Annotated in this window: 10 protein-coding genes and 1 pseudogene; 8 read left to right on the top strand and 3 right to left on the bottom strand. The window is 61.5% G+C overall.

Annotation, left to right across the window (positions count from 1 at the left end; translation table 11 throughout):
- Window positions 1-37 precede the first annotated feature (37 nt).
- The 3 genes and pseudogenes from BZ163_RS24080 to aceE form a co-directional block, all read right to left on the bottom strand.
- Window positions 38-2,731, bottom strand: a complete 2,694-nt coding sequence (locus BZ163_RS24080; protein WP_128872889.1) for a GGDEF and EAL domain-containing protein — start codon at window positions 2,729-2,731, stop codon at window positions 38-40.
- A gap of 318 nt (window positions 2,732-3,049) precedes the next feature.
- A pseudogene (aceF, locus tag BZ163_RS24075) lies at window positions 3,050-5,009 on the bottom strand (dihydrolipoyllysine-residue acetyltransferase).
- Between the two features lie 11 nt (window positions 5,010-5,020).
- Window positions 5,021-7,666 carry a pyruvate dehydrogenase (acetyl-transferring), homodimeric type gene (aceE, locus tag BZ163_RS24070; RefSeq protein ID WP_128872888.1) on the bottom strand — a complete coding sequence of 882 codons (2,646 nt, stop codon included), beginning with the start codon at window positions 7,664-7,666 and terminating at the stop codon, window positions 5,021-5,023.
- A 383-nt stretch (window positions 7,667-8,049) separates the two neighbouring features.
- Here aceE and glnE point away from each other — a divergent pair, with 383 nt between their 5' ends.
- From glnE to BZ163_RS24030, 8 genes are all read left to right on the top strand, one after another.
- Window positions 8,050-10,986, top strand: a complete 2,937-nt coding sequence (glnE, locus tag BZ163_RS24065; protein ID WP_128872887.1) for a bifunctional [glutamate--ammonia ligase]-adenylyl-L-tyrosine phosphorylase/[glutamate--ammonia-ligase] adenylyltransferase — start codon at window positions 8,050-8,052, stop codon at window positions 10,984-10,986.
- 169 nt (window positions 10,987-11,155) lie between these two features.
- The gene (waaF, locus tag BZ163_RS24060) at window positions 11,156-12,190 is read left to right on the top strand and encodes a lipopolysaccharide heptosyltransferase II (protein WP_128872886.1); all 1,035 of its coding nucleotides are present in this window, start codon (window positions 11,156-11,158) and stop codon (window positions 12,188-12,190) included.
- A gap of 1 nt (window position 12,191) precedes the next feature.
- Complete coding sequence (gene waaC / locus BZ163_RS24055) at window positions 12,192-13,253, top strand: lipopolysaccharide heptosyltransferase I (protein ID WP_128872885.1); 1,062 nt, start codon at window positions 12,192-12,194, stop codon at window positions 13,251-13,253.
- Window positions 13,253-14,377 carry a glycosyltransferase family 4 protein gene (locus BZ163_RS24050; protein WP_128872884.1) on the top strand — a complete coding sequence of 375 codons (1,125 nt, stop codon included), beginning with the start codon at window positions 13,253-13,255 and terminating at the stop codon, window positions 14,375-14,377. Before waaC ends, BZ163_RS24050 begins: the two co-directional genes overlap by 1 nt.
- Window positions 14,374-15,180 carry a lipopolysaccharide core heptose(I) kinase RfaP gene (rfaP, locus tag BZ163_RS24045; RefSeq protein WP_128872883.1) on the top strand — a complete coding sequence of 269 codons (807 nt, stop codon included), beginning with the start codon at window positions 14,374-14,376 and terminating at the stop codon, window positions 15,178-15,180. The genes BZ163_RS24050 and rfaP overlap by 4 nt, the downstream gene beginning before the upstream one ends.
- Window positions 15,180-15,914 carry a lipopolysaccharide kinase InaA family protein gene (locus BZ163_RS24040; RefSeq protein WP_128872882.1) on the top strand — a complete coding sequence of 245 codons (735 nt, stop codon included), beginning with the start codon at window positions 15,180-15,182 and terminating at the stop codon, window positions 15,912-15,914. The genes rfaP and BZ163_RS24040 overlap by 1 nt, the downstream gene beginning before the upstream one ends.
- Complete coding sequence (locus tag BZ163_RS24035) at window positions 15,911-16,663, top strand: lipopolysaccharide kinase InaA family protein (protein WP_128872881.1); 753 nt, start codon at window positions 15,911-15,913, stop codon at window positions 16,661-16,663. Before BZ163_RS24040 ends, BZ163_RS24035 begins: the two co-directional genes overlap by 4 nt.
- Window positions 16,663-18,114: a lipopolysaccharide kinase InaA family protein gene (locus BZ163_RS24030; protein WP_128872880.1), complete on the top strand. Its 1,452-nt coding sequence runs from the start codon at window positions 16,663-16,665 to the stop codon at window positions 18,112-18,114. Before BZ163_RS24035 ends, BZ163_RS24030 begins: the two co-directional genes overlap by 1 nt.
- Window positions 18,115-18,177: the final 63 nt, after the last annotated feature.

The raw sequence follows: 18,177 nt of genomic DNA, 5'->3' as shown, positions 1-18,177 counted from the left end.
GGCAACCTCGCTCCCACAGGGATTGCTTGCGGTGTGCTCAGGCGATCGGGCCACGCGGGTAGCGTTTGAGCTTTTCGATCAGCTCGCTGCCCGGAATTGGTCGGTCGAACAGGTAGCCCTGGCCGACGTCGCAGCGGTGGCGGCGCAGAAAGGCCAACTGCTCGGCCGTCTCGATGCCTTCAGCCACGACCTTGAGTTTCAGGTTGTGGGCCATGGCGATCACCGCGGAGGTGATTTCCATGTCGTCCTGGTTATCCGGAATTTCGTGGATGAAGCTTCGATCGATCTTGATGATGTCGATCGGGAATTTTTTCAAGTAACTGAGCGACGAGTAACCGGTGCCGAAGTCGTCCATGGCCAGGGTCAGGCCCAGGCGCTTGAGCTGGTCGAGCTGCAGATGGGTGTCTTCGGTGGCTTCCAGCAGCAGGCCTTCCGTCAACTCAAGCTCCAGCAGGTTTGCCGGCAGCGCTTCTTCCTTGAGGATGCTGGCGATGGATGCCACCAGGTCCGGGTCGGAGAACTGTTTGGGCGACAGGTTGATCGCCACCTGAAGATTGCCCAGGCCAGCGGCCGTCAGGTCCTTGCTCATGCGGCAGGCCTGGCGGGCGATCCACTTGCCGATCGGAATGATCAGGCCGGTTTCTTCGGCGACGCTGATGAACTGATCCGGGCGGATCATGCCTTTTTCCGGATGGTTCCAGCGCAGCAAGGCTTCCATGCCCAGCAGGCGACCGCTGCGCAGGCAGAGCTTGGGTTGATAAAACACCTCCAGTTCGTTCTGGGCCAGGGCGCGGCGCAGGTTGTTCTCGACGAACAACTTATAGCTGGCCTCGGCGTTCAACGCTTCGGTGAACACCTGAACCTGATGTTTACCGTTGGCCTTGGCCTTGTGCAGCGCCAGCCCGGCGTTGCGCATCAGGGTCTGCGGGTCGCGTCCGTGCAGCGGCGCGCAGGCCAGGCCCACGGAGCCGGTGACGCTGATCAATTGGTTGTCGACGAACATCGGCTTGTCGAGGGTCGCCAGTAACTGGTTGGCAACTTGCAGGCCAGCCGAGATGTCGGTGTTGTCCAGCAGCACCGCGAATTCGTTACTGGCAAAGCGTGCCAGGCTGCCGCTCGGGCTCAGGCTGTTGCGCAGCCGCCGGGCCAGGCTGATCAGCAACTTGTCACCGGTTTGATGGCCAAGGCTGTCGTTGATCCGCTTGAAGTTGTCGATGTCCACCAGCAACAGGCTGATCGGCGTATCGCTGTCTCGGGCGAAGCGTTCATCGAGGTTGCGGATGAACGCCGGACGGTTGCCGAGGTTGGTCAGGTTGTCGGTGTAAGCCAGGCGCTCGATGCGCTGCTGGGCAAGCTTGGTCTGGGTAATGTCTTCATAGATGCCGATGTAATGGGTCAGCTCGCGGTTGTCACCGTAGACTTTGGAAATCGACAACTGACCCCAGTAGGGTTCGAGGTTTTTGCGCCGGCTTTTGAATTCGCCCTGCCAACTGTTGCTCATGGTCAGCGCCGAGGGCGCGTCAAACAGCAGTTCGCTGAGATTTTCCAGCGCCGGCAATTCCGACAGCCGCTGGCCGTGGACTTCGTCGGTGGTGTACTGGGTGATCGCCGTGAAGCTTGGGTTGACGTACTCCACCACGCCGTCGCAATTGACCAGCAGGAAGGCGTTGGCGCTTTGTTCCACCGCGCGCTGGAACAGGTGCAAAGCGCTGGTGGCCGTGCGGCGCTTGTGGTTGTTGATCACTTGGGCGAACTGATCCGCCAGCTCGCCGGCGAAGGCGATTTCATCCGACTGCCAGGCACGGGTCGTACCGGTCTGTTCAAGGCAGAGCACGCCGACCACCTGGCCATCGACACGGATACTGGCGTCGAGCATGGCATTCACATCGCGCGGGCGCAGGCTTTGAGCCATTACCCGAGTGCGCGGGTCATGCATCGCATTGTGGGCGTCGATGGCGCGGCTGCTATGCAGGGCTTCCATGTAATCGGGGAAGTCACTGACGTCGATCGGCTCCGGCAGTTGATATTGCCGGGTGGCACGGTGATAGGCCGAGATGGGCGATAGCCGCGAACCTTCGAGGTTCCACAGGCTGGCGCAGTCGATTTCGTAGATGTCGCAGGCGCTGCGGGTGATCAGTTCGGCAGCTTCATGCAGGGAATTGTTGGCGCTGTAGCGTTGGCGGGTCAGCAGCAGGATCAGGTCTTGCTGGGCGCGCACCCGGTCCAGGTGCAGGAGCTGTTCCTGCTGGGCGCGTTGATTGAGTTCCAGGGCGAATTGCAGGCGCGAGTTCTGGGTTTCCAGATCAAGCGTCGGCAGCGTTTTTTCGCCCTCGAATAATCCGTCCACGACCATCAGGTAGCCGCGCAGCAGGTGTCGATTGTGTTGTCGGTAGGCTTCGCCCAACTCGAGCAGGCTCAGGGCGCCTTTGGCGGTGTGCAGGGTGTAGCGGATCAGGTAATGCGAGCTGCCGCTGAGTTGCTGCTGAATTGCGTCGTGCAGTCGATAGCGCGCTTCGGGCTCCATCAGGCTGGCGTAGGGTGAGTCGACCAGGGCACAAAGCTCCCTGGCCGGCTGACCAAACTGTCGTTCGCAATTGGGATCGAGAAACAGCAGCCCCCAGCTCGGTTCATTCAGCCGTTCGAAACGCAGCATGCCGAGCCGCGATGGCACAGGCAACTGCGTCACTACCTCGGCCACCATACGGCTGGTGGCATCGGGTTGGCTTTTCATAAGGGGGGAACTCGCTTCGAATATGCTGATCGCGCCGGGCTCTCGCCCTCTTTACTGTTGCTTGTCGCAGGCTGCGATATTTTCTGGCTTAACGCAATCTGATATGTGTCGATTGCAGCAGATTGCCGTCCCGGTCGTGATAACTGGCGCGGATCTGTTCTGTGTCGACGATCAGGTAGGCGATGCCATCTACAAATGTAGGAAAGAGGTTTCACCAGGCAAAAAAAGCCCCGCCAAATGGGCGGGGTTGAGGTACGAGCGTGGCGCTCGGAAACGTGGAACGCAACGGGCCCTCCCGTGAAGGAGGGCCGGTCGGTGCTACAGCAGGATGGTGCGGATGTCCGCCAGCAGGTCGCTCAGACGCTTGGTGAAGCGTGCAGCAGCGGCGCCGTTGATCACACGGTGATCGTAGGACAGCGACAGTGGCAGCATCAGTTTCGGCTGGAAGGCTTTGCCGTCCCAGACTGGCTGGATGGTTGCCTTGGAAACACCGAGGATCGCCACTTCCGGCGCGTTGACGATCGGCGTGAAGCCGGTGCCGCCAATGTGGCCGAGGCTGGAAATGGTGAAGCAGGCGCCTTGCATGTCGTCCGCGGTGAGCTTCTTGTCGCGGGCTTTGGCGGCCAGCACGGCGGCTTCGGCTGCCAGTTGCAACAGGCTCTTCTGATCGACGTTCTTGATGACCGGTACCAGCAGGCCATCCGGGGTGTCGACCGCGAAGCCGATGTTCACGTACTTCTTGCGGATGATTGCCTTGCCGCTTGGTGCCAGCGAACTGTTGAAGTCCGGCAGTTCCTTGAGCAGGTGCGCGCAGGATTTGAGCAGCAGCGGCAGGATGGTCAGCTTGACGCCAGCCTTTTCTGCAACGGCTTTCTGAGCGACACGGAACGCTTCCAGCTCGGTGATATCCGCCGAGTCGAACTGAGTCACGTGCGGGATGTTCAACCAGCTGCGGTGCAGGCTCGACGCGCCGATTTGCATCAGGCGAGTCATCGGCACTTCTTCGATTTCGCCGAAGCGGCTGAAGTCGACGACCGGAATCGGCGGGATGCCCGCGCCGCCGGTTGCGCCGGCAGCGGCGGCCGGTGCTTCCTTGGCCTTCTGCATCATGGCTTTGACGTAAACCTGCACGTCTTCTTTCAAGATGCGACCGTGCGGACCGCTTGCGCCGACTGCGTTCAGCTCGACACCGAATTCACGGGCCAGTTGGCGTACTGCCGGGCCTGCGTGAACCTTGGCGCCCGGCTTGGCCGGTGCAGCTGCAGGTGCGGCAGGTGCCGCAGCAGCGGCCGCCGGAGCGGCTTCAGTTTTGGCAGCAGCAGGTGCGGCAGCGGCTGGAGCCGGAGCAGCAGCCGGAGCAGCGCCTTTGACTTTCAGCTTCAGGATCAGGTCGCCGGTACCGACTTCGTCGTCCAGCTTGATGGAAATGCTTTCCACCACGCCAGCGGCAGGCGATGGAATTTCCATGCTCGCCTTGTCGGATTCCAGGGTGATCAGCGACTGGTCGGCTTCAACGGTGTCGCCGGCCTTGACCAGGACTTCGATGATCTTGGCCTTGCCTGCCGAACCGATGTCCGGGACGTGAATGTCCTGAACACTGTCGGCAACCTGTGCCGCCGGGGCCGACGACGGCAGGCGCCGGAGCAGCGGCAGCAGGCGCAGCGGCTTGAGCTGGCGCGGCCGCAGCCGGAGCAGCGGCACCTGCCACTTCCAGATCCAGGATCAGGTCGCCGGTACCGACTTCGTCGTTGAGCTTGACGCTGATGGCCTTGACCACGCCAGCGGCGGGCGAAGGGATTTCCATGCTGGCCTTGTCGGATTCCAGGGTGATCAGCGACTGATCAGCCTCGACGGTGTCGCCGACCTTGACCTGGATCTCGATGATCTGGGCCTTGCCCGACGAACCGATGTCCGGCACGTGCACTTGCTGAACCGAAGCGGCAGCAGGCGCAGCAGCAGGAGCGGCCGGCGCAGGAGCGGCAGCCGGTTCAGCCTTGGCGGCTGGCGCAGGGGCCGCAGCAGCCGCAGGGGCCGCATCAGCGGCACCTTCGACTTCCAGCTCCAGCAGTTCGTCGCCTTCTTTCAGGCGATCGCCCAGCTTCACTTTCAGGCTTTTGACGATGCCGGCCTTGGGAGCAGGAATTTCCATGCTCGCCTTGTCCGACTCAAGCGTCAGAATGCTCTGGTCGGCTTCGACACGGTCGCCGACCTTAACAAACAGTTCAATTACTTCACCTTCACCGCTGCCGATGTCAGGTACGCGAATGAGTTCGCTCACAGAGTGTCTCCTCAGCAGTCCAGTGGGTTGCGTTTTTCCGGGTTGATCCCGAACTTGGCGATGGCTTCAGACACCACCTTGGGTTCGATATCACCACGGTCAGCCAAGGCTTCCAGGGCTGCCAACACCACGAAATGACGGTCGACTTCGAAGAAGTGACGCAGCTTCTTGCGGCTGTCACTGCGGCCGAAACCGTCGGTGCCCAGGACTTTGAATTCCTTGGACGGGACCCACTGACGAATTTGCTCAGCGAACAGCTTCATGTAGTCGGTAGACGCGATCACCGGACCTTTACGGCCGTTCAGGCACTCTTCGACATAGCTCAGTTTAGGCTTCTGGCCCGGGTGCAGACGGTTGCTGCGCTCGACGGCCAGGCCATCGCGACGCAGTTCGTTGAAGCTGGTAACGCTCCAGACGTCAGCGCCGACGTTGAACTGTTCACGCAGAATCTTCGCCGCTTCACGGACTTCACGCAGGATGGTGCCGGAGCCCATCAGCTGAACGTGGTGCGCCGCTTCGCGGGTGTCTTCTTCGAGCAGGTACATGCCCTTGATGATGCCTTCTTCGACACCGGCCGGCATGGCTGGCTGCTGGTAAGACTCGTTCATCACGGTGATGTAGTAGAAGACGTCCTGTTGCTGTTCGGTCATCTTCTTCATGCCGTCCTGGATGATCACCGCCAGCTCGTAGCCGTAGGTTGGATCAAAGGTGCGGCAGTTCGGGATGGTGGCAGCCAGGATGTGGCTGTGACCGTCTTCGTGTTGCAGGCCTTCGCCGTTCAGCGTAGTCCGGCCGGCGGTGCCGCCGATCAGGAAGCCACGGGTGCGGCTGTCGCCAGCGGCCCAGGCCAGGTCGCCGATACGCTGGAAGCCGAACATCGAGTAGAAGATGTAGAACGGCAGCATCGGCTGGTTGTGGCTGGAGTACGAAGTACCGGCAGCGATGAAGGAGCTCATGGCGCCCGCTTCGTTGATGCCTTCTTCGAGAATCTGGCCCTTCTTGTCTTCCTTGTAGAACATCACCTGGTCTTTATCGACTGGCTCGTAGAGCTGGCCGACGGAGGAGTAGATGCCCAGCTGGCGGAACATGCCTTCCATACCGAAGGTACGGGCTTCGTCCGGGATGATCGGAACGATGCGCGAACCGATTTCCTTGTCCTTGACCAGCTGCGCGAGGATCCGCACGAAGGCCATGGTGGTGGAGATTTCACGGTCGCCCGAGCCGTCCAGGATTGCCTTGAGGGTATCCAGCGGTGGCGTCGGGATGTCGAAGCTCTTGGCGCGGCGCTGTGGCACGAAACCGCCCAGTGCAGTGCGGCGCTCGCTCAGGTAGCGGGCTTCGGCGCTGTTTGGCTCTGGCTTGAAGAACGGCAGGTTTTCCAGCTCTTCGTCCTTGACCGGAATGTCGAAGCGATCACGGAACAACTTCAGGCTGTCGACATCGACTTTCTTGGTGTTGTGCGCGGTGTTTTTCGCTTCGCCGGCACCGGTGCCATAACCCTTGATGGTCTTGGCCAGGATGACGGTCGGTTGTTCTTTGTGGTTGACCGCTTCGTGGTATGCCGCGTAGACCTTGTACGGGTCGTGGCCGCCACGGTTGAGTTTCCAGATCTCGTCGTCGGACAGGTCTGCAACCATCGCCTTGAGTTCTGGCGTGTTGAAGAAGTGTTCACGCACGAACGCGCCGTCTTTGGCTTTGTAGTTCTGGTACTCGCCGTCGATGACTTCGTCCATGCGGCGTTGCAGGATACCGTCGACGTCTTTGGCCAGCAGTGGGTCCCAGAAACGGCCCCAGATGACTTTGGTCACGTTCCACTGAGCACCGCGGAACACGCCTTCGAGCTCCTGGATGATCTTGCCGTTGCCGCGAACCGGGCCGTCGAGGCGCTGCAGGTTGCAGTTGATGACGAAGATCAGGTTGTCGAGCTTCTCGCGGCCAGCCAGCGAGATCGCACCCAGGGATTCCGGCTCGTCGCACTCGCCGTCGCCCAGGAAGCACCAGACTTTCTGCTTGCCTTCAGGGATGAAGCCACGGGCTTCCAGGTACTTCATGAAGCGTGCCTGGTAGATCGCCTGGATCGGGCCCAGGCCCATGGATACAGTCGGGAACTGCCAGAAGTCAGGCATCAGCCAAGGGTGCGGGTAGGACGACAAGCCCTGACCGTCGACTTCCTGGCGGAAGTTGTTCATCTGGTCTTCGGTGATGCGGCCTTCCATGAACGCACGGGCGTAGACGCCTGGCGAGGTGTGGCCCTGGAAGTAGATCAGGTCGCCGCCGTGTTCGTCGGTCGGGGCCTGGAAGAAATAGTTGAAGCCGATGTCATACAGGGTCGCACTGGAGGCGAAGCTGGAGATGTGACCACCCAGGTCAGAATCTTTCAGGTTCGTACGCATTACCATGGCCATCGCGTTCCAACGTACCAGCGAGCGAATGCGGCGTTCCATGAACAGGTCGCCAGGCATGCGTGCTTCGTGGGTAACGGGGATGGTGTTGCGGTACGGCGTCGTGATGGCGTAAGGCAACTGCGAACCGCTGCGGGTCGCGAGTTCACCCATACGGGTCATCAGATAGTGAGCACGGTCTTCGCCTTCTTTGTCGAGAACCGATTCCAGGGCGTCCAGCCATTCCTGGGTTTCGACGGGATCGAGGTCTTGCATGGCTTGCTCCAGGGCGGAAAGGCTTCCAGAATCGGTTGCCTGAGTTTGCGACTGGCCTTGTGGGCAGACGGTATAAATTCTTGGATTGCCGAGAGGTTGTTCCGGCGGCGTGTAGTTTTACTACAAATCATCGGGCATTTCAGCCTTTCGAATGTATAGACGAGTAGTAAAACTACAGATGAGCGGCTTGTGGCCTCCAGCTGCGTTGTGAGAATAATCGTTAAGGTTGGTCTTTTGCCAACCGTAAAAGGTGAAAGCTTGATGCTGTCTGCCAAAAACACAGAAATTTCAGCTATTTCTAACCTTTGTTCGACAGTCGATCAGGTAGTGTGTTTTCGCAAATCACTACATGCAGCCCTCTACACGCCGATCAAGGATAGACCATGAGCCTCCCTTCGCTTGCCGAACTGCCTGCCATCCTCCTGCCGTTTGTCTCCCGCGCCGAGCAGTCGCTCCGTACGGCCGCCGCGGAGCTGGACGACGACCGGGGGCTGTCCGGCTGGACGCCTGATCGCTGGGCCCAATTCGCGCGAGTCACCGCTGCCAGCGACTTCGTGATTGAACAGAGTGCGCGCGACCCATCCATGCTGCTGGAGCTGGTGCAGTCCGGCGAACTGGACCGCGATTTTGCGCCCGGTGAATTGTGCGGGCAGATTGCGGCAGCGGTGAGCGCGGTCGAAACCGACGATGAACTCGGTCGCGTCCTGCGCCGCCAGCGCAATCGCCACCAGGTGCGGATCATCTGGCGCGACCTGACCCGTCAGGCCGATCTGGTCCAGACCTGCCGCGACCTCTCGGACATGGCCGATGCCAGCATCGATCAGGCCTATCAGTGGTTGTACTCGCGGCATTGCCAGCAATTCGGCGTGCCGACCGGCCGGCGCAGTGGCGAACCACAACAGATGGTCATTCTCGGCATGGGCAAGCTCGGCGCGGTGGAGCTCAACCTGTCGTCGGACATCGACCTGATCTTTGCCTACCCCGAAGGGGGAGAAACCGTCGGCGTGAAGCGATCGCTGGATAACCAGGAGTTTTTCATTCGGCTCGGCCAGCGTCTGATCAAGGCGCTGGACCCGATGACGGTCGATGGCTTCGTGTTCCGTGTCGACATGCGCCTGCGGCCCTACGGCTCGGCGGGCGCCTTGGTGCTGAGCTTCAACGCACTGGAGCAGTATTACCAGGACCAGGGCCGCGACTGGGAGCGCTATGCCATGATCAAGGCGCGGGTGGTGGCCGGCGATCAAGTGGCCGGCGCGCAGTTGCTCGATCTGTTGCGACCGTTCGTCTACCGGCGTTATCTGGACTTTTCGGCCATCGAAGCGCTGCGCACCATGAAGCAGCTGATCCAGCAGGAAGTCCGGCGCAAGGGCATGGCCGACAATATCAAGCTCGGCTCCGGCGGGATCCGCGAAGTCGAATTTATCGCCCAGGCCTTTCAGCTGATTCACGGTGGCCGCGACCTGAGCCTGCAGCAACGCCCTCTGTTGAACGTACTGAGCACGCTGCAAGACCAGGGTTACCTGCCGCCGGCGGTGATCAGCGAACTGCGCGAAGGCTACGAATTCCTGCGCTACACCGAACACGCCATCCAGGCGATTGCCGACCGCCAGACCCAGATGCTGCCGGACGGCGCTCAGGATCAGGCGCGCATTGCCTTTATGTTGGGTTTCGACGATTGGGCCGCTTTCCATGAGCAGCTCATGTATTGGCGCGGTCGGGTGGCGTGGCACTTCGGCCAGGTGATCGCCGACCCCGATGAAGAACAAGGCAGCGAAAGCGAAGTGGTGGTCGGCGGTGAATGGCTGCCGCTATGGGAAGAAGCCCAGAACGAAGAAGCGGCCTGCCGTCAATTGGAAGAGGGCGGTTTCACCAATGCCGCCAAGGCGCTGAAAGCCTTGGCCAGCCTGCGCGGCAGCCCGCAGTTGCGCGCCATGCAGCGCCTGGGGCGCGAGCGCCTGGATGCCTTCATCCCGCGACTGCTGGCGCAAGCCGTGGAGCACGCCAATCCCGACCTGGTGTTGGAACGGGTGCTGCCATTGGTTGAGGCCGTGGCCCGTCGTTCTGCGTACCTGGTGTTGCTGACCGAGAACCCCGGCGCGCTGCGACGCTTGCTGACCCTGTGCGCCGCGAGCCCGTGGATCGCCGAACAAATCACGCGCTTCCCGCTGCTGCTCGATGAACTGCTCAACGAAGGCCGCCTGTTCAAGCCGCCCTTGGCTCCGGAACTGGCTGCCGAGTTGCGCGAGCGCCTGACACGGATTCCCGAGGACGACCTCGAACAGCAGATGGAAGCCCTGCGGCATTTCAAGCTGGCGCACCGCTTGCGGGTGGCGGCCTCGGAAATCGCCGGCAGCCTGCCGTTGATGAAAGTCAGCGATTACCTGACCTGGCTCGCCGAAGCGATTCTCGAACAGGTATTGGCCCTGGCCTGGCGCCAGACCGTGGCCAAGTACGGCACGCCATTGCGCACCGACGGCACGGTGTGCGATCCCGGCTTTATCATTGTCGGTTACGGGAAAGTCGGCGGGCTGGAATTGGGGCATGGTTCGGACCTGGACCTGGTGTTCATCCACGACGGCGATCCGCAGGCGGAAACCGACGGGCCCAAGCCTATCGATGGCGCCCAGTTCTTCACGCGGCTCGGGCAGCGGATCATTCATTTGCTGACGACCCAGACCAACTCCGGTCAGCTCTACGAAGTGGATATGCGTCTGCGTCCGTCCGGTGCTTCGGGATTGCTGGTGAGTTCCCTGGGGGCGTTTGCCCGTTATCAGGAAAACGAAGCCTGGACCTGGGAACACCAGGCATTGGTACGGGCGCGGGTACTGGTGGGCAGTGAGGATGTCGGCCGGGCGTTCGAGAAAGTCCGTGCCGCGGTGTTGGGCAAATCACGCGACCTGGCGACCTTGCGGCAGGAGGTCAGCGAAATGCGCGCCAAGATGCGCGATAACCTCGGCAGCAAGAGCACCGCGGCAGGCACCGGGGCAAATGCCTTCGAGGCCACGGCGCCATTCGATCTCAAGCAAGACGCCGGAGGTATCGTCGATATTGAATTTATGGTGCAATACGCGGCTCTGGCATGGTCGCAAACGCACCCGTCATTGCTGCGCTGGACCGATAACATCCGCATTCTGGAGGGGTTGGAGGAGGACGGGTTGATGCCCGCCGAAGACGCCAGCCTGTTGCGTGAGGCCTATAAAGCCTACCGCTCCGCCGCCCACCGGCAGGCCTTGCAGAAGGACCCCGGGGTGATTCCCGGTGACCAGTTCGCGGACGAACGACGGCAGGTACTGCGGATCTGGCGTGAGTTGGGATTGTAGGAGCGAGCTTGCTCGCGATGGTCGTTAACGATGACTCGGCTAACCTGATACCCCGCGGTGTGCTCAGGTTCATCGCGAGCAAGCTCGCTCCTACAGTAGATCTGCAGTGTTTTGTAGAGTTCTCGAGGCGGGGAGGCGTATGCCTCCCCGGTTCGTTTATGGAAACCACATGAAAATTCTGATCGTTGGGCCCAGTTGGGTCGGTGACATGGTGATGGCGCAGACACTTTTTCAGTGTCTCAAGCAACGACACCCGCACTGCGAAATCGACGTGCTGGCCCCCGAGTGGAGCCGGCCGATTCTCGAGCGCATGCCCGAAGTGCGCCAGGCCTTGAGCTTTCCGCTCGGCCACGGCGCCCTGGAGCTGGCGACCCGTCGACGCATCGGCAAATCCCTGGCCGGCCAGTACGACCAGGCGATCCTGTTGCCCAATTCCCTGAAGTCGGCGCTGGTGCCGTTCTTCGCCGGCATCCCGAAACGCACCGGCTGGCGTGGCGAGTTCCGTTATGGCCTGCTCAATGACGTGCGCACGCTGGACAAAGAGCGTTACCCGTTGATGATCGAGCGCTTCATGGCCCTGGCTTACGAGCCCGGCCTTGATCTGCCCAAGCCCTATCCACGGCCGAGCCTGCAAATCGATCCGGTCAGCCGGGAAGCGGCACTGGTCAAGTTCGGCCTGGCCCTCGACCGTCCGGTGTTGGCGCTGTGCCCCGGTGCCGAGTTCGGCGAATCCAAGCGCTGGCCTTCCGAGCACTACGCCAAGGTCGCCGAAGTGAAAATTCGTGAAGGCTGGCAGGTCTGGCTGTTCGGTTCGAAGAACGATCACGCCGTCGGTGAAGACATCCGGTCGCGGCTGATTCCAGGCTTGCGCGAAGAGTCGGTGAACCTCAGCGGCGACACGTCGCTGGCCGAAGCCATCGACCTGATGTCCTGCGCCGATTCGGTAGTCTCCAACGACTCCGGCCTGATGCATGTCGCTGCCGCGCTGAATCGCCCGTTGGTGGCGGTCTACGGCTCGACCTCGCCGGGCTTCACGCCACCATTGGCCGAACACGTCGAGATCGTGCGCCTGGGCATCGAATGCAGTCCGTGCTTCGATCGCACGTGCCGCTTCGGCCATTACAACTGCCTGCGCCAGCTGATGCCGCAAGCGGTGAACGAAGCCTTGCAGCGGTTGCAGGGCACTGTGGTCGAGGTCAAATAATTTGCGGGTTCTGTTGATCAAGACGTCTTCGCTGGGCGACGTGATTCATGCGTTGCCAGCGCTGACCGACGCAGCGCGAGCGATCCCCGGCATCCAGTTCGACTGGGTGGTGGAAGAGGGTTTTGCCGAAATTCCGACCTGGCACCCGGCCGTGGGCAAGGTGATTCCAGTGGCGATCCGCCGCTGGCGCAAGAACATCTGGCAGACCATCAAGAGTGGCGAGTGGAAGCGCTTCAAGCAAAGCGTGCGCGCCTCGCAATATGACTTGGTGATCGATGCCCAGGGCCTGCTGAAAAGCGCGTTGCTGACCCGGTACGTCAAAGCCCCGGTGGCCGGGCTGGACCAGCATTCGGCGCGCGAGCCGATCGCCGCACGTTTTTATTCCCGCCGTCTGTCCGTGGCCCGGGGGCAACACGCGGTGGAGCGGGTGCGTCAGTTATTCGCCGTGGCATTGGGTTATGACTTGCCCAAAGGTCTGGGCGACTACGGCCTGAATATCGACCGTCTGGTGGAGCTGCCGCGCAAAAATCCTTACGTAGTGTTCCTGCACGGCACGACCTGGGACACCAAGCACTGGCCTGAAGCCTACTGGCGCGAGCTGGCCGAGCGGGTCGGCTACCTCGGCGTGGCGGTGAAACTGCCCTGGGGCAATGCGCTGGAGAAGGCCCGTGCCGAGCGCATCGCCAAAGACCTGAAACACGTCGAAGTGCTGCCCAAGCTGAACCTGGCCGGTGTCGGCAAGGTGCTGGCCGGTGCACAAGCCTGCGTCGCGGTGGACACCGGTCTCGGCCACCTCGCCGCGGCGCTGGATGTGCCGACGCTGTCGTTGTTCGGCCCGACCAACCCGGGTCTGACCGGCGCCTATGGCAAGTCGCAGATTCACCTGGCGAGCGACTTCCCTTGCGCGCCGTGCCTGCAAAAGAAATGCACCTATCAACCGACGGCGGAAGATCTGCGTCGGTTTGACCTGAAACGCGAGTGGCCCCTGTGCTTCACGCGTCTGAACCCCGAGCGTGTCGCGAGCCGATTGAGCACGTTGTTACTGGCTGAGGAGCTGCGCTGATGCAATTGGCATTTGTCTTGTACAAGTACTTTCCCTTTGGTGGCTTGCAGCGTGATTTCATGCGCATCGCCCTGGAATGCCAGCAGCGAGGCCATCAGATTCGCGTCTACACGCTGATCTGGGAAGGCGACATTCCACCGGGCTTCGAAGTGCTGGTGGCGCCGGTCAAGGCGTTGTTCAACCATCGGCGCAATGAAAAGCTCAGCGAGTGGATGCAAGCGGATCTGGCCAAGCGTCCGGTAGACCGTTTGATCGGTTTCAACAAGATGCCGGGCCTGGACGTTTACTACGCCGCCGACGGTTGCTTCGAAGACAAGGCGCAGAATCTGCGCAACTCGCTGTACCGTCGTTGGGGGCGCTACCGGCACTTCGCCGAGTACGAGCGCGCGGTGTTCGCCAAGGACGCCAAGACCGAAGTGCTGATGATTTCCGAAGTGCAGCAGCCGCTGTTCATCAAGCATTACGACACGCCGCTGGAACGTTTCCATCTGCTGCCGCCGGGTATCTCTCAAGATCGTCGCGCGCCAGCCAATGCCGCCGAAATCCGTGCCGACTTCCGTCGCGAATTCAACCTGAAGGACGATGAGCTGTTGCTGGTGCAGATCGGCTCCGGGTTCAAGACCAAGGGCGTGGATCGCAGCCTCAAGGCGCTGGCCGCCTTGCCCGCCGATCTGAAGAAACGCACCCGGCTGTTTGTAATTGGCCAGGACGACCCCAAGTTATTCCAGGTGCAGAGCGCCGCATTGGGGCTTGGCGACAACGTGACGTTCCTCAAGGGCCGCAGCGATATCCCGCGATTCCTGCTCGGTGCCGACCTGTTGATCCACCCGGCGTATAACGAAAATACCGGGACCGTGTTGCTCGAAGCCCTGGTGGCCGGGTTGCCGGTGCTGGTGAGTGCGGTGTGTGGTTATGCCCACTACATCGCCGAGGCCGACGCCGGTCTGGTGCTGGACGAACCTTTCGATCAGGAACAGCTGACCCGCTACCTGACCGGTATGTTGAACGATGCTCAAGCACGGGCGGCCTGGAGTCGCAACGGCCTGGCCTTCGCCGAGACGGCCGACCTCTATAGCATGCCGCAGCACGCGGCCGATGTGATTCTGGCGGAGCACGCGCAATGAAGTTGATGCTGGCTGAACCGTTCAAGAGCCTCTGGGCCGGACGCGACCCGTTCGCCGAAGTCGAGAAGCTCGAGGGCGAGGTGTACCGCGAGCTTGAAGCACGCCGGACCCTGCGTACCGTGGTCGATGGCAAAGGATTTTTCGTGAAGATCCACCGGGGCGTCGGCTGGGGCGAGATCGTCAAGAACCTGATCACCGTCAAGCTGCCGGTGCTCGGTGCCGGCCAGGAGTGGAAGGCCATTCAACGCCTGCATGAAGTCGGCGTGCCGACCATGACTGCCGTCGCTTATGGCGAGAAGGGCAGCAACCCGGCGGATCAGCACTCGTTCATCATTACCGAAGAACTGGCACCCACCGTCAGCCTCGAAGATTTCAGCATCGACTGGGTCAAGCAGCCGCCGTTGCCCAAGCTCAAGCGTGCGCTGATCGCTGAAGTCGCGCGCATGACCGGCATGATGCATCGCGCTGGCGTCAATCACCGCGACTGTTACATCTGCCACTTCCTGCTGCACACCGACAGACCGGTGACGGCAGAAGACTTGAAGCTCTCGCTGATCGACCTGCACCGTGCCCATACCCGTGCGACGATCACCCAGCGCTGGCGCAACAAGGACCTGGCGGCGCTGTATTTTTCGGCGCTGGATATCGGCCTGACGCGTCGCGACAAACTGCGTTTCCTCAAGGGTTATTTCCAGCAACCCCTGCGCCAGATCCTCGGCGAACAGAATGGGTTGCTCAGCTGGCTGGAAGGCAAGGCCAACAAGCTCTATGCGCGTAAGCAGCGATACGGGGACGCGCTCTGATGTCGGGTTGGAAACTGGAACCTGCTTACAGCGATCTGGCAGAAGATTTCGGCAGCCTCGAGGCGGTGTTTGCGCTTGAGGGTGAGCGCTTGACCCACGACCCGTTATCCGAGGTCATTCGCGTCAAGCGCAATGGCGTCAACTATTACGTCAAACGCTATGTGGGTGCGGGGAAGGGGCTGCGTCGTTACCTGGGCAAACCCCGGGTCAAAGCCGAGTGGCAGAACCTCAAGCGCTTCGCCAAATGGGGCATCCCCACGGCCGAGGTGGTGGCCTGGGGTCTGGAGCGGCGCGGTGCGGCTTATGATCGCGGTGCGATGATCACCCGTGAGCTGCCCAATACCGAAGATCTATCCGTCCTGGCCGAACGGCATGATCCGAAGCTGGCGGACCGCGCCTGGGTCGACACCGTCAGTCGACAGTTGGCCGCCTACACCCGGACCATGCATGATCATCGCTTCACTCATAACGATTTGAAGTGGCGCAACCTGTTGGTTGATGACCAGCCCCGGCTGTTTCTGATCGACTGCCCCAACGGCGATTTCTGGCGTGGCTTCTGGCTCAAGTACCGCATCACCAAGGATCTGGCCTGCCTGGACAAGGTGGCCAAGTACCAACTGTCGGCCACCCAGCGCCTGCGCTTTTACCTGCAATACCGCCAGCGGACCCGGCTCGATGCGGCCGACAAAAAACGAATCCGCCACGTGGTGAGATTTTTCGAGGGGCGCGAATGACTGATTTCCTCGCCGCTGAAGACCGGGCGCTGCTCGTGCGGCACGGCCTCGACACCTTCGATGCACTCTGGGCCAAGCAACTGGACGCTGTGGATGAGCCCAACACCGCACGCGGCGGCTGGAGCAGCGTGTATCGGCTGGATCTGGAAGGCCATGGCTACTACCTCAAGCGCCAGAGCAACTATCAGATGCGCACCTTGCATGCCCCGTTTGGCGAGCCGAGTTTTGCCCGTGAATTTCGCAACATCAGCCGCTATGAGCGCTTCGGGATTCCCGCATTGAAGGCGGCGTTTTTCGGTGAGCGCAAAGTCGACGGCGAGGTTCGGGCGATTCTGTTGACCCGTGCCCTCGACGGCTGGGATGACCTGGATTCGTTGTTGCAGCGCTGGTCGGCGTTGAGCGAGGCGCAGCACTCGAAGATTCTGCAGGCCTGTGGGCAATTGGCCCGGCGCCTGCATGGGGCGCGTCAGGTGCACGGCTGCTTTTACCCCAAACATATTTTTCTCCAGGCCACCGGCGACGGTTACCAGGCCCAACTGATCGACCTGGAAAAGACCCGGCCGCTCCTGTTCGGTTCGCGTGACCGGGCCAAAGACCTGGAGCCGTTGCTGCGCCGGGCACCAGAATGGAACGAAGCGCAGTTGCGCGAGTTGCTGGCTGCCTATCTGGAGCAATCCCGGGACAGCACGCTGATCGACAGCTGGCTGGCGCGACTGAACGCGCGGCGCAGCCATAAGGAGACCCGCTGATGCGTTTGTCCGAGCTGAAAAAGGCTGGCCGCCGTCCTGGCCTGCCATTGAGCATTTCACTGGCCGATGCCGCTGGCCCGGCCGAGTTGCAGCTACTGAGCTTGTTGCGGGTCTTGCCCGGGCAGCGTTATGTCGGCGCCGGAGTCTGGCGCGGTCGGCCGGTACTGGCCAAATTGTTGGTTGGTAGCAAGGCTGCACGGCATTTTCAGCGTGAACTGGATGGCGTGCGTTTGCTCGCCGCCCAGGGCCTGACCACGCCGCAGCTGTTGGCCGACGGCCTGAAAGAAGGCGAGGGCGGCTGGCTGCTGTTTGATTACCTTGAAGGCGCCGAGAGCCTGGGGGAGGCCTGGAAGCAGGTCGAGCAGTTGCCCCTGTTGGCGGATGAGCAATCGGCGGTCCTGGCCGATGCACTGGGCGCGATTGGTCAGCTGCACCGCAAAGGCCTGTGGCAGGAAGACCTGCATCTGGACAATCTGCTGCGCCAGAGCGGCCGGCTGTATTTGATCGATGGCGCGGGCATCCGTGTCGAGACGGCTGGCAAACCGCTGTCGCGCCAGAAAGTGTTGGAAAACCTCGGGGTGTTTTTTGCCCAGTTGCCCAAGTCGCTGGAGCCCTTCACCGAAGAGTTGTTGGTGTATTACCTGCTGAGCAACGGCGAGCATGCCTTGCCCATGGAGGCCTTGCAGCAACAGATCGACAAGGTTCGACGCTGGCGCCTCAAGGATTTTCTGATCAAGGTCGGCCGCGAATGCACGCTGTTCAGTGTTCAGCGCGGGGCGTTCGGTTTGCGGGCGATTCGCCGCGAGGAAGAGGCGGCGATGCTGCCGGTGCTGGAGCAGGCCGACGCATTGCTCGATCAGGGCCACCTGTACAAGACCGGCGGTGCGGCGAGCGTCGGCAAGGTCGAGGTGGGCGGTCGTACGCTGGTGATCAAGCGCTACAACATCAAAGGGTTCGCCCACTGGCTCAAACGCTTCTGGCGTCCGAGCCGTGCCTGGCACTCCTGGCGCGAAGGTAATCGGCTGGCGTTTCTCGATATCGCCACGCCCAAGCCCCTGGCGTTGCTGGAGAAGCGTTTTCTGTGGCTGCGCAGTCGGGCTTATCTGATCACCGAGCATCTGTCGGGACCGGACATCATTGAGCGCTTTGGGCCGTACGTCGAACGTGGTGACGCGCCCGAGGCTGAGCTGGTTGCGCTGGATCAGTTGTTTGCGCAGTTGATTCGCGAACGGATCAGCCATGGGGATTTAAAGGGCCACAACCTGTTCTGGCAGGAGGATCGCTGGGCGCTGATCGACCTGGATTCGATGTGTCAGCATGGCTCTGTGGGCCGCTTCGCCCCGGCGTATGCGCGGGATCGGGCGCGGTTCATGCGTAACTGGCCAGAGGGCAGTGCGCTTTATCAAGTCATTGATCAGCGTCTGCCCAGGGAAATCTCCAGCGCTGCCTGAATCGGGGCTTCGCCCCTTTCGCGGGCAAGCCCGCGATGGCGTCAGATCAGTCTCCCGATATCT

The organism is Pseudomonas sp. VI4.1 (genome assembly GCF_002029345.1).
Taxonomy (GTDB): Bacteria; Pseudomonadota; Gammaproteobacteria; order Pseudomonadales; family Pseudomonadaceae; genus Aquipseudomonas.
Note: the sequence above shows the minus strand (reverse complement) of the source record. Positions and strands in the feature narration are given on the sequence as shown.

Excerpts from the sequence above, each read along its gene's own strand:
- BZ163_RS24080 (WP_128872889.1), bottom strand. The coding sequence starts at position 2,731 with ATGAAAAGCCAACCCGATGCCACCAGCCGTATGGTGGCCGAGGTAGTG.
- aceE (WP_128872888.1), bottom strand. The coding sequence starts at position 7,666 with ATGCAAGACCTCGATCCCGTCGAAACCCAGGAATGGCTGGACGCCCTG.
- glnE (WP_128872887.1), top strand. The coding sequence starts at position 8,050 with ATGAGCCTCCCTTCGCTTGCCGAACTGCCTGCCATCCTCCTGCCGTTT.
- waaF (WP_128872886.1), top strand. The coding sequence starts at position 11,156 with ATGAAAATTCTGATCGTTGGGCCCAGTTGGGTCGGTGACATGGTGATG.
- BZ163_RS24050 (WP_128872884.1), top strand. The coding sequence starts at position 13,253 with ATGCAATTGGCATTTGTCTTGTACAAGTACTTTCCCTTTGGTGGCTTG.
- rfaP (WP_128872883.1), top strand. The coding sequence starts at position 14,374 with ATGAAGTTGATGCTGGCTGAACCGTTCAAGAGCCTCTGGGCCGGACGC.
- BZ163_RS24040 (WP_128872882.1), top strand. The coding sequence starts at position 15,180 with ATGTCGGGTTGGAAACTGGAACCTGCTTACAGCGATCTGGCAGAAGAT.
- BZ163_RS24035 (WP_128872881.1), top strand. The coding sequence starts at position 15,911 with ATGACTGATTTCCTCGCCGCTGAAGACCGGGCGCTGCTCGTGCGGCAC.
- BZ163_RS24030 (WP_128872880.1), top strand. The coding sequence starts at position 16,663 with ATGCGTTTGTCCGAGCTGAAAAAGGCTGGCCGCCGTCCTGGCCTGCCA.